This window comes from Paenibacillus jamilae, assembly GCF_050482105.1.
Lineage (GTDB): Bacteria > Bacillota > Bacilli > Paenibacillales > Paenibacillaceae > Paenibacillus > Paenibacillus jamilae_B.
The window spans coordinates 259,036-273,889 of record NZ_JBCNHI010000015.1 but is presented as its reverse complement, the minus strand read 5'-3'; the positions used below and the strand labels follow the sequence as shown (position 1 = coordinate 273,889).

General features: G+C 44.4%; 12 protein-coding genes. 2 read left to right on the top strand and 10 right to left on the bottom strand.

Annotated features, from left to right (window positions below; all coding sequences use genetic code 11):
• Positions 1-91 precede the first annotated feature (91 nt).
• From ABEW32_RS13475 to ABEW32_RS13450, 6 genes are all read right to left on the bottom strand, one after another.
• Positions 92-1,762, bottom strand: a complete 1,671-nt coding sequence (locus tag ABEW32_RS13475) for a ribonuclease J (protein WP_430188406.1) — start codon at positions 1,760-1,762, stop codon at positions 92-94.
• Between the two features lie 165 nt (positions 1,763-1,927).
• Positions 1,928-3,358 (bottom strand): YfcC family protein, encoded by a 1,431-nt coding sequence (locus ABEW32_RS13470; RefSeq protein WP_430188405.1) that lies wholly within the window; start codon positions 3,356-3,358, stop codon positions 1,928-1,930.
• Between the two features lie 2 nt (positions 3,359-3,360).
• On the bottom strand, positions 3,361-4,944 hold the full coding sequence (locus ABEW32_RS13465) for an amidohydrolase (RefSeq protein WP_430188404.1): 1,584 nt from the start codon (positions 4,942-4,944) through the stop codon (positions 3,361-3,363).
• A gap of 137 nt (positions 4,945-5,081) precedes the next feature.
• On the bottom strand, positions 5,082-5,795 hold the full coding sequence (locus ABEW32_RS13460) for a GntR family transcriptional regulator (protein ID WP_430188403.1): 714 nt from the start codon (positions 5,793-5,795) through the stop codon (positions 5,082-5,084).
• A 95-nt stretch (positions 5,796-5,890) separates the two neighbouring features.
• Positions 5,891-6,703, bottom strand: a complete 813-nt coding sequence (locus ABEW32_RS13455) for a fructoselysine 6-kinase (RefSeq protein ID WP_430188402.1) — start codon at positions 6,701-6,703, stop codon at positions 5,891-5,893.
• A gap of 28 nt (positions 6,704-6,731) precedes the next feature.
• Positions 6,732-7,700: an SIS domain-containing protein gene (locus ABEW32_RS13450; protein ID WP_430188401.1), complete on the bottom strand. Its 969-nt coding sequence runs from the start codon at positions 7,698-7,700 to the stop codon at positions 6,732-6,734.
• Between the two features lie 283 nt (positions 7,701-7,983).
• Between ABEW32_RS13450 and ABEW32_RS13445 the strand changes: the two genes are divergently transcribed.
• A complete protein-coding gene (locus ABEW32_RS13445; protein ID WP_430188498.1) occupies positions 7,984-8,616 on the top strand; it encodes a LysE family transporter in 633 nt (210 codons plus the stop codon).
• 20 nt (positions 8,617-8,636) lie between these two features.
• On the opposite strand, the gene ABEW32_RS13440 is transcribed toward ABEW32_RS13445, so the two are convergent.
• Both ABEW32_RS13440 and ABEW32_RS13435 read right to left on the bottom strand, forming a co-directional pair.
• On the bottom strand, positions 8,637-9,977 hold the full coding sequence (locus ABEW32_RS13440; RefSeq protein ID WP_430188400.1) for an amino acid permease: 1,341 nt from the start codon (positions 9,975-9,977) through the stop codon (positions 8,637-8,639).
• Between the two features lie 178 nt (positions 9,978-10,155).
• The gene (locus ABEW32_RS13435) at positions 10,156-10,578 is read right to left on the bottom strand and encodes a hypothetical protein (protein WP_430188398.1); all 423 of its coding nucleotides are present in this window, start codon (positions 10,576-10,578) and stop codon (positions 10,156-10,158) included.
• A gap of 285 nt (positions 10,579-10,863) precedes the next feature.
• On the opposite strand from ABEW32_RS13435, the gene ABEW32_RS13430 reads away from it, so the two are divergent.
• Positions 10,864-11,328, top strand: coding sequence for a MarR family winged helix-turn-helix transcriptional regulator (locus ABEW32_RS13430; protein ID WP_013369372.1), 465 nt, complete (start codon positions 10,864-10,866; stop codon positions 11,326-11,328).
• A 168-nt stretch (positions 11,329-11,496) separates the two neighbouring features.
• Here ABEW32_RS13430 and ABEW32_RS13425 read toward each other — a convergent pair whose 3' ends face one another.
• Both ABEW32_RS13425 and ABEW32_RS13420 read right to left on the bottom strand, forming a co-directional pair.
• Positions 11,497-13,089: a glycoside hydrolase family 32 protein gene (locus ABEW32_RS13425; protein ID WP_430188396.1), complete on the bottom strand. Its 1,593-nt coding sequence runs from the start codon at positions 13,087-13,089 to the stop codon at positions 11,497-11,499.
• A gap of 107 nt (positions 13,090-13,196) precedes the next feature.
• The gene (locus ABEW32_RS13420; protein ID WP_430188395.1) at positions 13,197-14,696 is read right to left on the bottom strand and encodes a glycoside hydrolase family 68 protein; all 1,500 of its coding nucleotides are present in this window, start codon (positions 14,694-14,696) and stop codon (positions 13,197-13,199) included.
• Positions 14,697-14,854: the final 158 nt, after the last annotated feature.

Below are 14,854 nucleotides of genomic sequence, written 5' to 3'. Positions count from 1 at the left end.
GACTTAAATCAGTTGTAATACTGATTTAAGTCTTTTTTGAGTCATCGCGTATTGAACAAACTCCATCCTGTTTTGACATTTACCGCTATGCCTATACCTCAATAATGATAGGTAAAATCATAGGTCTTCTCTTAGTCTGGCTGTAAATAAACTGGCCCACATTATCTTTTAGCATCTGCTTAATCAGCCCCCACTGACTCATTTCAATTTCTGTTAACTCGTTCACTGTGGCCATAATCGTGTCGTGGATCTGATTCATCAAATCTTCGGAATCTTTAACGTATACAAAGCCTCTTGATATGACCTCCGGTGCAGCAAGCATTTGCTTTTCGTTTTTGCTCAAAGTCATCACAATAATCAGCATTCCATCTGAGGAAAGTTTTTTACGGTCCCGCAGTACAATATTGCCTACGTCACCCGTTACCAGCCCGTCCACCAGGCTATTGCCAGATGGTACTTTTGGACCGAGGGATGCCCTTCCCTCGACGATTTGGATCGTATCACCGTTATGGACAATAAACACATTCTCCATAGGAATCCCTACTGACTCTGCTAGCTGACGATGCTGATGCAGCATTCTGAATTCACCATGTATAGGAATCAAATACTGGGGTTTCATCAGGGTCATCATTAATTTCAACTCTTCCTGGCTGCCATGACCGGATACGTGCATCCCCGTGGCGCTGCCTGATCCATAAATCACGTTGGCCCCCAGTACGTACAGGTTATCGATGACTTGGGAAAGGTTCCGTTCATTCCCGGGTATAGCTCCTGCAGCAATAATTACCGTATCTCCAGGCAAAATTTCGATTTTCGGATGCAAGGAATTGGCCAGGCGGGACAGTGCAGCCATCGGTTCACCCTGACTTCCTGTACATAAAACTGCAATTTCTTCCGCAGGATACCGCTCCGTTTCCCCAGCCTCAATCAACAAGTCCTCGGGCATGTGCAAGAATCCCAGCTCCTTAGCCACGGACACTACATTGATCATGCTGCGTCCCAGTAAAACAAGTTTTCTGCCTGTTTCCACAGCCGCGTCAATGACTTGCTGAACACGGTTAACATTGGAGGCAAATGTAGAAATGAATACTTGCTGTTTGGCTCTGGCGAAAGCGTCCAAAATATGCCCACCAACCAAGCGTTCTGAGGGAGTAAATCCCGGTCTTTCGGCATTTGTACTTTCGGAAAGAAGCACTTTAACCCCTTGCTTTCCAATCTCAGCCATGCGATGAAGATCCGGGAAAGGCCCGCTGACAGGAGACATGTCGAATTTAAAATCTCCGGTATGAACCACATTTCCTTCCGGTGTCTTAAAAAAGACACCCAAGCAATCAGGGATGCTGTGTACAGTGGTGAAAAAAGAGGCCTCAATCGTCCCCGCCTGAATGATTGAATCGGCATCTATAAGATGGAGCTTGGCATCGCGTAAAAGGTTATGTTCCTTCAGCTTTATCTTAATTAATTCGATAGTGAGCTTTGTGCCATAGACGGGGATATTGATCTGCTTCAGTAAATAAGGAATCCCCCCGATGTGATCCTCATGCCCATGAGTTACAATAAGCGCTCTGACTTTATCCTGATTTTCCTGCAGATAGGTCACATCCGGTACAATGAGGTCAATACCAGGCAAATTTTCATCAGGAAACTTGGAGCCACAATCAATGACGACAATGTCCTGATCATATTGAATAAAATACATATTTTTACCAATTTCATTCACACCGCCCAGAGCAGCAATGAGTAATCCGTTATCAGCAAGCATCGAGTTATTTCCTCCTTAGGAAAATGCTATCCATATTATTCATTTTCCACGTAAACTTATGCACCCTACTGGGAAAGAAGTGATCAGCTTCCTGATAAGAGAACTTGTTTGATACACGTAAAAAGAAACCCTTGTCTCTAACAGACAGGGGTCTCACTTGGTTGATTAGATCCCCACCGCGGCCGATATAGCAGCAAAAATAGCAGCCACCAGCCACAGGATCGGGAATAGTTTGAATATGACCTTCAGCCACTGTCCAAAGCTGATCCGGGCAATGGCCAATCCTGCCAGCAGTACTCCGCCTGTTGGTGAAATGAGATTGGTTAACCCGTTACCAAATTGGTACGCGGTAACTACAGCTTCACGATTGATACCGACAAGATCGCCAAGCGGTGCAAGTACAGGCATGGTGAGTGCAGCTTCTCCCGAGGAAGAAGGGACTAGGAAAGTGATGACATTATGCGCAAGCAGCATAATAGTGGTGAATAAATAACTTGGCAATCCTTCTAGGACGCTTGCAAGTGCATTCAATACGGTATCAATAATCATCCCCTGTTCGGCGATAATCAAAATTCCGCGGGCAAGGCCTATGATCACCGCAGCGTAGATAAATTCTCCGCATCCTTTTACAAAATTCTCGGCTATTTCCTTCTGACTCATTTTGGTGACAATCCCAACAAAAATACCGAGGGCAAAGAAAAGGGCGCCGATCTCAGTCATATACCAGCCCTTGGCTAAAATTCCCCAGACGATCGCTCCAAGCGTTACAATAAATCCGCCTATAATCAGTTTGTCACGAAACGTGAAGACGACGTCCTCACCTGTGCTTTCCTTTATAAATTGCTCGCGGTTTATAATATCACTCTGAAACACGATGGATTTCTCCGGATTTCGCTTCACCCGGTGCGCATACCACATCGTAAAAGCAATAGAAATCGCCGTAAATACAAGCCATTCGATAAATCTCAGCCAGAGCTGAGGATTCCCCTCCACTCCTGCGATTCCCTGGGCAATCAACACTGAAAATGGATTGACCGTCGAACCAACATAGCCGATTTGCGTCCCCAGAAATAAAATAAGAATCGCTGTCATAGAGTCGAAACCCAAGGCAAACATCAACGGGATAAAAATCGCATAAAGTGGAATTATTTCTTCACTCATCCCAAAGGTAGAGCCTCCGAGACTGAAAATAACCATAGCAATGGGAATTAGCAAAATCCCTTTGTTCTTCAGCCGCCTGGCAAGAGCTGTCAGCGCACGATCAATGGCTCCTGTCTGCAGAATAATACCGAAGGAGCCGCCTACGATAAGAACAAAAGAGACGACATCGGCGGCATTGATAATCCCCTCAATCGGAGCGCTAAGGATCTGAGGGATGCCCTGTCTCAAATCACCGTTCTCCCCCGTTTTGGGTACAGAGTGATAGGTTCCTGAAACGATTGCCGTTTTGGTCACACCGTTCACTGTCACTTCATGACGCTCAAATTGACCACTGGGTACAATCCATGTCAACGCGGCGACTGTAATAATAATCAAAAATATTAAGGTATAGCTATGGGGCAAGGATAATTTCCATTTCTTATTCGTGATGTTCATGTTTATCCCTCATTCCAAGAATGGTTATACGTAACCTTCCCTCCCATAATGGTCAATAACACTTGGGCATCCCTGATGTCTCCGGCGGATGCATTAAGGAGGTCGCGATCAAAAACGGCGATGTCAGCATATTTTCCAGCCTCCAGCGTACCTGTAACCTCTTCCATATAACAATGTTTGGCTCCATTAATCGTCCATGCCTTTAAAACTTCGGATGGCGGCATTCCTTGGTCAGGATACCAGCCTCCAGCAGGCGAGCCATCCGGGAATAATCGGTGAGAGGCTGCATACAGTGAATCGGGGACACTGGTGATAAATAAGGGCAAATCAGTACCTATAGTTATCGGCACGTTAGCTTCCAGCATGGACTGATAATTATAAAAACGGCTTTCTTTCTCTTTGCCTACCACAGCAGACATATAAGCCTCTTCGTAAGATGGATTCAATAGCAAAATTTGAGCATAGACCTCAGCAAAAATTTCGTTCTCTCCCATTCTGGTCAAGTCATCTGGATGGGGATACTCCAGATCACTGATCGAATGTCTGATGAGGTGATTACCTTGCTGGGCGCGGCATTTTTCAATCATGGATACTGCTTGGCGAATCGCAGCATCGCCTTCTGCCGTTAAGCAGCACTTGATCCCCTGGCTGTCCGCTTCCAGAACAGAGGCTTCAATCTTTTTATAATCAACCGTCCTCAAATTCGTGACGCCAGGCATATCTGCGTAAGGCTCCAACATGTCCCCGGTATGATCTGCTACAACGCCATCAAGCATCAGCTTATATCCCTGGAAACGAATAAAGTCTCCATTATAAAGTGCTTTATATTGGATACCAATCCTTATATCAAATGGTTCAACAACTGGTTCCAACGAGAAATGGAATCTGAGTGGCAATTCACCTTTTTCCTTCAACTCATCTAGAATCGGAAGCAGCTCGCTATGTCGGTCAAAGCCGATATCTTTTATAGAAGTAACTCCTCGTGCAGCCAGCATACGGCAAAATTCCATAAACTCTTGTTGGACAAGGCTGCGGTCCTGCATCATAGCTTGGAGCAATAAAGCACGTGCTTCGGCACTGCATTGATCAGGCGAAAATTGGTATTTATTCTCAGCCAATCGGTTCATCCAGCAGTAGCTTTTATTTCGGTTGATAGCGATGACCGCCCGATCGGGAAACAATCCATCCAACAAGCTTGAATTAGGCAGCTTCCCCCATCTTTCCTCGCTCCAACCGAAAGCGGTTACATCTTTTCCTGGCGGAAGGCTGTTTGCCTCTTGTAGCAAGAGTTCCATCGCTTCTTCACTGGAGGCTGTATGCGTCAGATCGACGCCCCGATGCATCGACATGTATCCGGTAAAAAATACATGGTTGTCATGAATTCCCGGCATGATAAAGGCGTCTCCCAGATCATAGACAACCGTTTCGGCTCCTATCCAGGCTTGTGCCTCTTCCGAACTCCCCACTGCTGCAATACGTTCTCCTCGCACTGCAATAAACCCAGGCGAAGCTTCATTTTCCAAACCATTAAAAATAGCATTGGAGAATAGCACTTTGTCTGCTAATGTATCCTTCTTCTCTTGCACAGTTTCACCACCTCATGATTGCTTCACCTAACAACAATACGTAATATAACGTTATGTTGTAGCTTCTGCTTCTCCTCATCTCGGATGAAAAGCAGAAGCCACACGTACCTGAGCTACCTTGCATGATAGGCAATGGATTATATAGAGAATTGATAACGGTCTCCGATGATGTACTGCTTTCCTACATGAACCGGGCTTCCATGCTGGTCATAGATCATTGTATGCATGTAAAACAACGCCTGCCCGATCGCCGTCTCCAGCAGCTTGGCCTGATTTTCATCCGCCAAAGCAATTTGTAATATCGTCTCTCCCGGCTGGTTAGGATCGATACTGTATTTTTGCCGCAGTAGCTCGTATACAGATCCCTCCAGCCGTTCGTCCATTAGAAATGCAAATCGCTCATAAGGATAAAAATTGTTTTCCAGCATCAGGGGACGATCATCTGCGTATCTTTTACGCTGAATATATAGCACTTTTTCCCCTTGTGACAACTGCAATTGATGTGCAATTTCCTCATCTGCTGCTATCATTTCACGTTTTGTGACCTCACTGTGTGAAGAAAGCCCATTGGATTTGCAAGCAGCCGTAAAGCTAATAACATGTTCGATCTTCCGCCCAATTTTGGGTATATTGACAAAGGTGCCTTTTCCCTGACGTTTGGTCAGATATCCTTCATGAACTAATTCGGCAATTGCTTTCCTTACGGTGATTCGACTTACATTATACATCTCGCTTAACTCTGTTTCGGTCGGTATACGGCTTCCCTGCGTAAACGTTCCGTTATGAATAGCGGTTTTAACCGCTTTTTGTAATTGAATATATAATGGCTCTGCTTGATCTGAATTCAACATAATATACCCTCACTTGTCATATAACGTTATATCACTCTCACTTAGAGTATCAAAGGTTACATATTCTTACAAGTGAAGATCATTGAAAAGATAGGCTAATAACGAACGCCGTATCCGAAGGAACCTTCTACCAGACAGCTCTGGGCGGCAAGCCTTGAGCCTTCTGCCATAGCATCCTGAATATTGCCTTTTTCCAAATAGCTCAGCAAAAAGGCGGTTATATAAGAGTCACCCGCACCCATGGTATCGACAGCTTCAACGGAATCGGGCATTTGAAAATAGAACTTCGTACCATCATAGGCGATGGATCTATCCCCCCCGCGTGTGGCGACCAGAATCTGCCCCTCTTTTTTACGTTTGGAACGGATATAATTCTGCGTCTCTTCATCCGTCATATGGCTGCAAGAGAAAAATGCAAAGTCGGCATGCATGATATATTGTTCTACCTGTGTATCTGTAAAATCATCTGAAAAATCAAAAGAAATAGGAATTCCCAGCGTCTCCAGTTCGGGCAGCAAGTGACCTGTATGACTGTACAAGCCAGTATGAATCAGGTCGAATTCGCCCAGATACTCCTTGTCATCTTCGCTTAGTTTCAACGGATGAAGACGTGTCACTCCCCCTTCATTACTGCCGAGAAATACTCTGTCTCCGTCTTCTAGAGTTACACGTGCGCAGCCGTTCTCACCGCTGTGATATCTGCACCGTGAAATATCGATGTCAAGCTCACGCAGGGTGTGTTCTACATGCCGTGCTTCGTTGTCGTCCCCGAACACACCTATAAAGGCTGCATCCACTCCCGCTTTTTTGGCAAACACACTGAAATTAAGCGCATTGCCGCCAGGGTACATCATGCGCAGATGAACATATTTATCTACCACATTATCGCCAATGCCTAGAACCTTCATGATGATTTCCTCCTGTTGGTAAGTGCGCTTAGTAAGCTACTTTGCCCATATAACGGCGAGTTTCCAATGGGTGATTGCGTACATTCGCAAGTGCTTCACGATACACACATACAATGCTGTAAAATAAAACCGGGTTAAAAAACTCTACCACCTCGTCTGCAATCGTTCCGATACCAAGCTCCTTCGCATCAATCACTTCCACTTTTTCGGCATACTGATTCAGGAAAGTCCGCGCCCGCTCATCCAGCGCCCGTGTGCGTCCTTCGTTGATCATCAGAATAAATGGAGTTTCCTTATCCGTTACTTCAAACGGTCCATGGAAAAATTCACCGGAGTGGATAGATGCTGCATGAAGCCATTGCATTTCCATCAACGAGCAGATCGCAAAGCCGTAAGCATGTCCATAAGACGCCCCGCTGGTCAGGATATAAAAGAGTTCCTCATTGCGGTATCTGTCAGCGAATACACGAGCACGCGGTTCAACTTGGACTTTCGCCCGGTTAATAATCCCATTGATTACTCCCAATCCATTCTGGAAAGCCGCGTGGTGCACATAACCCTCAGTGATTTGAAGCAGTTCAACCGCAAGCTCTAAAATAATGGCCATCGGGTTGTTTTTAACATCGCTCTCATCCCCCCACTCGTAGAGAAAGGAATAATCCGAGTAGTTGAGCAGGCTCGCTTCCTTATTGTGGGTTAAGCCAATGGTATAAGCACCTTTCTCTTTGGCTGACTTAGCAGCTGCGACAGACTCCGGGGTATTCCCACCGTGGGAACAAACGATGACCACTGAATTGGCTCCCAATCGTTTGGGCAACGCATGTACAAACTCATTCGCTGTGTACATCCCTGCTACCAGTTTCTTTGCTTCACTATCCAGAAAATATTTAGAAGGATACATATCAACTAGTGAGCCCCCGCAGGCTACTAAATAAACCTCGGAAATCTCTCCATTCGCTTGTTCATAAATCGTCTGAACCGTCTGCTGTACATTCATTTTTATCTCTCCTTTTATATAACGTTATATAACGTATTACTTACGAGATAAATATAAGCGCTTTCATTAAATGTGTCAAGTCTCCTCACTAAAAAAAGCTCTAACCCTTTTTGGGTAAGGATTAGAGCTCCTTTGGGGATCTAGTTCATTCGTTGGGCTAGTAAAAACGAGACTATGCCTACAATATATGTACAAACAATGTGGTCTTACCCACGGGTTTGTCCGAATAAACTAATAAGAACAAATACATAACGTGCAAAAAGTACTCAAGGAGGAGAACGCCATTCATACATTTATCGGGTATATTTTTCTGGGTTTGTCACTTTCGGCTCCCATCGGACCGATCAATGCCGCGCAGTTGGATCGAGGTATTAAGAATGGATTTTGGCACGCCTGGTTTATTGGACTAGGTGCAATTACAGCAGACATTATTTATATGATGCTCGTCTATTTGGGAATGATCCACCTTCTCAATTCCCCGTTTATCAAAGCTTTTTTATGGCTGTTTGGTTTTTTCGTGCTTGTGTATACAGGCCTTGAAAGCATTAAAAATGCGGGTGTAATTGCAGAGTCCGAATTAAGAGGAAACGGTAATACCCTGACCAACTCATTTGTAGCGGGATTCCTGATGTCATTATTCAATCCGCTCTCCATTCTTTTCTGGCTTGGCATTTACGGGTCCATACTGGCTAACGTCGCTAATACATATCCAGTACAACAGCTATTGATTTACAGCGGAGCAATTGTATTAGGCGTGCTGGCCTGGGATGTGACGATGGCAGCCGCTTCAAGTGTTTTCCGTAGATTTCTCAAACCTGGACTGCTTAAGACCATATCTTGGCTATCTGGTTTATCCCTTGTAGGCTTTGGTTTTTATTTTGGTGTACAGGCATTTCAATTGCTTTTTGTACGTTAATGCTTGGCTTCTTAATAGAGTTAACGGGATTCCTTGGCGTGCTTTCGGCGCACTCTTAATACAATAAAGTCACATATTGCAATTAACAAGACAAGCAGTAAGCTGATATAAACCCCAGGGCGGCTAAGCTTATGAAGAAAAGCCCCGACTACAGCCATAGCTATCAATAGTAATCCAATCCAGCGTTTGATATTGCTCGAAGTGCTTGATTTCAGTAGCTTACCTGAAGACAGCAAAATAAAGCACCAGTTATATAACAGCATTAAGCCCGCAGCTGTTGTAATATATTCATACACTTTTCCGGGTAGCAGCAACGATAATACGATTGCCGAGATTAAACCAACAGAGATCAAACTAAGTGCATAAAGAGGGTATTTATCCTTCCACTTCCGTGAAAAAAGTGTGGGCGCATCTCCTTCCTGGGCAAGGGTAATCATCATTGATGTCTCTGCATACAACGATGCTGTCATTGTTGAGAACCCTGCAATAATAAGGACTCCGTTAAACAAATGAGGTACAAAGACCAGATGTTCGCTACTGAGCGCAAGCACAAAAGGGCTTTCCTTTGGATTAAAAGCACTTAATGGTACCATAGACACAGCCAGTCCAATCGAGAGCACATACACTACAGCCAGCGCCGTCAACATGACCTTCCCTGCTTTGGGCGCTTCCTCCGGGTTATGAAGTCGATTAGACATAATTCCGAGCACTTCAATACCCCCGTATGCATAAAAGGCAAAAATAAAAGATGACCATAATCCTATACCACCAGTTGCAAAAAAGTCTTTGTAGCTGAGGGGGAACTTCGGATTATATTTGCCACCTCCGATCCAGCCTGCCAAAAGTGCAACCGCTAGGATCACAAACATTACAAGAGCTGCTATCTTAATGATGGCTAGTACATTTTCAATACGGTCAAAGCCTTTATTGCCGAAAAAAACAATCACAAGCCCTAAGAGCCCGAAGCCTGCTGCAAAAATCCACATCGGTACCTGAGGAAACCAAAAGCGTGAAAATATAGACAGCGCGATGAGTTGACTCCCATTAATAAGCAATTCTGAGAACCAATACACCCAGCCACTACCGAAGCCTGCCCAATTGCCAAATGCCTTTTGAGCATAGGAACGGAATGAGCCCTGTTCTGGATGATCTGCCGTCATGCGCGAAAGGGCGTCAAATACCACATACGTTCCGACTGCTGCCAAGAAATATGAGATCAGCACAGCTGGACCACCAATGGAAATCGCTAAACTGGAGCCAAGAAAATACCCTGTACCAATGGTACCTGCAACTCCTAACAAGCTCAGCTGCCACCATTTTAGTTTTTCATCTTTTGCCTTACCTGCTGAAGATTTGCCCATAAGAGAATCACCTTATTTCTAAATTTCTGAATTTGAGACAGAGAGCTTTAATCTTTAGATTGCCCTTTCCTATATATTTCATGTGTATTGGACTTGCCCTTCCTTATTAATAAAAAAGCACCGGTAACCTACGCAAAGGTTACTGGTGCTTTTTTATAGCATGGTGTCATCTTGTGATTCAGATATGGATGCTGCCAGAAAAACCGTCCACATCGTCCTCCGGTTGTTGATCAGAGCTGACGTTGTGTTCCTGTGTTGTGTTCGTAAATGTTTGTGAAGAGCCGTTTTTATACGCCTCGCTCCAGTCTTCATTGATGGTGTGCGCTGGAATAATCCAATCCTCCGAGCTATAGCCTGGATTAGGTGCACCAATATTACCTTGGTTGCCTGGACGATAAGTGAGGATTCCCGTCTCAATTATACTTCCTTCATAAGCTTGGCAAATCTCTAACGCAGATAGCACATCCTGGTTCTCGACGTGAACACTGAGACCTGTATCACCGTTCGTGCTGGCATCGTATCCAATCTCCTTTAATGTTTCACAGGCTTGGGCAGCTTGCTGCGGATCACGAAATTGAAAACGGAAGGAACCCGTATCCATATGCTTCATCTCCTCCGAATTTATCTTATTGGGTTATTTGGGTTCATTAGGTATGTTATTTTTTAATATAACCAACTGGAACCGTATTTTTACATTCAAAACCTTCAATTTTCAAAATTTTCCTTAAAGCTTTGAAATTAAATAGTTAAAAAAGCAGCTACTGTGACAAATCGCATGTTTTCCCTACGCAAATCCCTTTATGCTAGTAACAAGGGTATGGTTGCCCGGTCATCCGAACCGAGCGGTCAAAGGATGCCCAAATCCATACATAAAGGCGGAATGAAGATGATAGATTACCGAACATTGGTGACACAGCAATCCATGCATTTGTATAGCGTGTTTGCCAAGTCATTCAAAAGTGTAAACGAACATGCGGTTGCTGGCATCAAAACGGTGGGCTTCAACCCAACGGCCTTCGCCGTGATGGAAGTTTTATATCACAAGGGAGCACAGCCAATTCAACAAATTGGAGCCAAGCTGCTTCTGCAAAGCGGAAATGTCACTTATGTTATCGACAAGCTGGAGAGCCGTGGTTATTTGCACCGTCACCCGTGCGACCAAGATCGTCGGATTATATATGCAGAATTGACGGACGAAGGACAACGTGTCATGGACGAAATTTATCCTGATTATACACGTCAGATTGAACGTGCCTTTAGCGGTATCAGCGAAACTGAAAGAGATCAACTCATCGGCTTGCTCAAAAAATTGGGTCGTAGCGCTGATAACCTGTCACCTTATCACAAATAGAATGAATAGTATTTTTAGCAAGCGCTCCATTGTGAATAAAAGAACAATCCTATAGCTGTGCTAACGAAAATTTAGATCTACACAGAAAAGTCCACCCTTATATTTATGGGTGGACTTTATATATACCTGAGCGAAATATGCCTAAGCTTACGAGCAGCATAAGACCTATTATCGACTAAAATGTTTGACCACTACATTGTTAAAAATAGCCTTACCGCCATCTGAGAAGAGGGTAATTCCCTGATCCTCTAAGCGTGGAAATATCAAGGAGGAATGAGCTACTTCTCCATCATCGATAAAGACTTCGATGCTGGTTTTATCGACAAGAATGTTCAAGTGAACATTTTTCTTATCGGTATCAAAAGGCGCTTTACTCTCTACATATTTTCCACTCTGATCCGGCTGTCCGGTGTTCGCTCTGTTTACATAAGAGTATTGACCCTCCACCGAGATACCCACATCTACATGTCGCTTGCCATCCGCAGACTCTCGAAGCCTCAAGCCTGTATTTTTGATCGTTGACCAAGATACATCCGCCTCCAGCTGATAGGCATCACCTGATACCGGAAGGGTGTGAGTCCCCTCTACCTGGATCTGCCCCAATGATTCCGTTGTAGTCGGGAATTGCTCCAAAGCTGATACCGGCTGTGAAACCAAGTGATATCCGTCATCCGTTGTACGCTTCAATTGAATTTGACGAACAACGGAATCCATTCCATTGAAGCCTTCCTTCAGGGTAGGCGTGTTATTGGCATAATCCCAATTGTTCATCCAGGCCAGCGCATAACGGTGACTGTATTGGTCTTTGGCTTTGCCGTCCTCGAACGTAACCGCACCATACCAGTCAAAGCCATAATCCAGCCAATCAGGATCATTGCGTTCAGGGAGGAATCCTTCTCCATTAAAATCTCCCGTCCAATAGGCATACGTGTTGGGACCGCCAGTTGGCTTGCTATTGGCGCTTACGCCCAGAACCCATTGATAGGTCCCATCATCCGCACGCATCTGGTAGAGGTCAGGACATTCCACAAGCCCGATGTTTTCCGTTTGAAAGCCACTCGTAAACTGCCAGTCCTTTAAATTTTTAGACCTATAAAAGCCAATCTTCGTTCCCTCTGCCATGACCATCACCCATTGATTACGTTGAACATCCCGAATGATTTTGGGATCTCTGAAATCCTTTGTGCCTGGGTTGGACATCACGGGCTTGTTGCGGTAGGAAGTAAACGTCTTGCCTTTGTCCGTACTGTACCACAAAAATTGTTCCTGCTTTCCTCCATTTGCGGAGGGCTGTGTGACAATGGCTACAAGTGCGCCTTTTCCAAAACCTGCGGTGCCATTATCGTCGATCACGACAGAACCGGACCAAGGGTCTCCATTCGGATTCGTATATTTAGGAATTGCCACCCCTTCATCTTTCCAATGAACCAGGTCGGTGGATGTGGCATGTCGCCATTCTGTACCGTTCTTATGAGGGTAATCACGATTATATAAATAGTAGTAATGATATTCCCCATCCATATAAATAGGCCGCTGTGGATCATTTTTCCACTTATCCGGGACGGTAAAATGATAGGCGGCCCGATAAGTCGGCGTTGTATGCTTGCTTTGATTGGCTTGGTTTTTTGGAGCTGCTGCAGGTTTTGGAGGTTTGCCTGCATCCTGTTGGTACATACTCCACCCCATAGCTATGAAAATAGTTAAGCCTGTGATAACTACTACGGATCGTATTCCAATGTTCTTGAAAGCTTTTTTTCTCATTATGACGATCCTCCTTACCCCTCATTGCATTGTTATGTATCGTCCGACGGACGACAGATCGGTAATTTACCAAAGCTGTCGCCTTCGGACATGCTGCTTATAACTACTTATTTCTTTCCATACTCATTTTGGTTATCTTTTTTGTCATTTCCTGGATCAATCGTAATTTGACCTTGCTCCAGAATACCGTTTTTCACAACAGAGGTTTTCGAGCCTTTAATGTTCAGCAGGAAGCTTGGTGCGAAAGTAGATTTGTGATCCGGGAAAAGCCCACGATTGGTCATATAACTCGAAACGACTACGTTATTGCCTTTGCCCTGCGGGATAGCAAAATGGGCATATGTCCATGTAATATCATCACGATCCAGATCCTGATGAAGAACGAGACCGGTTCCATTCAGGGGTTTATAAGACCCTGTCAAGGATGTAGAAACATAACCCAGCATGTAAATATCATCGTCACCGATCGCATCTACAGTCACCTTGGAACCTCTTGTACTCGTAAATAAATACCACAAACCGTTCATTTTGAAAACATTCGCCCGTTCAATTTCATCTGTTACCAGATTCGATGCAATCAAAGGAGGCATTACTTTTTTCAGCGTATAATTGTCATTCAATTCAACGATGCCCAGTGCCCCGTTCGCCAGCTCAGCTCCCTTTTTCTTAGGACTTTGTTGCAGGTTTTGCTGCTCTTCCGAGAAGAATTTCTTATTGCCGCCATAATAAGCTGGGTTTTGAAGCGAATCTTCGCCTTGGTAGCCTGTTTCTGTCCCTGTGTTGGCTTCAAAGATAATATATTTGTGGCCTTGATCCTCGACATAGTGAGGGTCTCGAAGAGTATGATTATCCATATCTATGCCGACGCTTTGCTGTACATTTTGATAGGTTTTACCATCCCCACCGTCATAGATCGATTTCAAATCCTCGACCCCATCTACTTTCAGGGTCTCCCCATCAGGCTGAGAAACATTAATTTGAGCTGTGCTCAAGGTTTGCTTGCCGTATAATTTGTTATTCGGATCATAGGGCTGTCTGCTCGTATAAAATAAACGTACATGTCCATCAGAGGTTAAGGTAGCTGACCCGGACCATTCTTCTGACTGATTTTTTAGAATCGGATCGTTGGCAAGCAATTTATCATTGTCCTTAAATACTCTGCCGGCATTTTTCCAGCCGCTCAGTGAAGTATTGCCCGCTTTTTGATAGAACAGGTATATGAATGTATCCTCGCCTCTTTTAGGATCGCCTGCCAGTCCAAAAACGATATTGTACCCTTTGTAATTGGCTACTGTGCCATCGGCATTTTGCAACGGCCAACTATCCCAAACATCCAGATCAATCTGCTTGCCTGAGCTATCGTGACCAATAGCAGAAGGAATGTTCTTAATTGTAGAGGCATCGAAGGAAGGAACCTCATATTTCTCTTTGCCTTGCTGTTTGAAAATATTCAACATGTCATTACGCGTAATTTGGGTAAATGCACTGTCTACTTTGGAATCAGCCTTGTCATTTCCCTTTGCAAAAGCCTGAACGCCGCCTCCTAACAGTAAGGTAGTTGCTACTGTTGCTGTGGCTGCTTTACTGAACCATTTGTTAAACTTCAAGTACTCCATCTCCCTTAATCTGATTATGCTTTCTAGTGTTGAAGCCCAACTTTTTCGTTGGCTAGGGTCATTTTATATGGTATGTCAAACGATTGATATAGACTGAAAAGCCCCTTTCTGTGAGGTTAGAAAACAGGCTTCTCTATGAATTTCATCCT

What these genes read in the sequence shown, in the direction of transcription:
- ABEW32_RS13425 (WP_430188396.1), bottom strand. Translation starts at nt 13,089, where the DNA reads ATGAGAAAAAAAGCTTTCAAGAACATTGGAATACGATCCGTAGTAGTT.
- ABEW32_RS13455 (WP_430188402.1), bottom strand. Translation starts at nt 6,703, where the DNA reads ATGAAGGTTCTAGGCATTGGCGATAATGTGGTAGATAAATATGTTCAT.
- ABEW32_RS13460 (WP_430188403.1), bottom strand. Translation starts at nt 5,795, where the DNA reads ATGTTGAATTCAGATCAAGCAGAGCCATTATATATTCAATTACAAAAA.
- ABEW32_RS13440 (WP_430188400.1), bottom strand. Translation starts at nt 9,977, where the DNA reads ATGGGCAAATCTTCAGCAGGTAAGGCAAAAGATGAAAAACTAAAATGG.
- ABEW32_RS13450 (WP_430188401.1), bottom strand. Translation starts at nt 7,700, where the DNA reads ATGAATGTACAGCAGACGGTTCAGACGATTTATGAACAAGCGAATGGA.
- ABEW32_RS13470 (WP_430188405.1), bottom strand. Translation starts at nt 3,358, where the DNA reads ATGAACATCACGAATAAGAAATGGAAATTATCCTTGCCCCATAGCTAT.
- ABEW32_RS13435 (WP_430188398.1), bottom strand. Translation starts at nt 10,578, where the DNA reads ATGGATACGGGTTCCTTCCGTTTTCAATTTCGTGATCCGCAGCAAGCT.
- ABEW32_RS13430 (WP_013369372.1), top strand. Translation starts at nt 10,864, where the DNA reads ATGATAGATTACCGAACATTGGTGACACAGCAATCCATGCATTTGTAT.
- ABEW32_RS13475 (WP_430188406.1), bottom strand. Translation starts at nt 1,762, where the DNA reads ATGCTTGCTGATAACGGATTACTCATTGCTGCTCTGGGCGGTGTGAAT.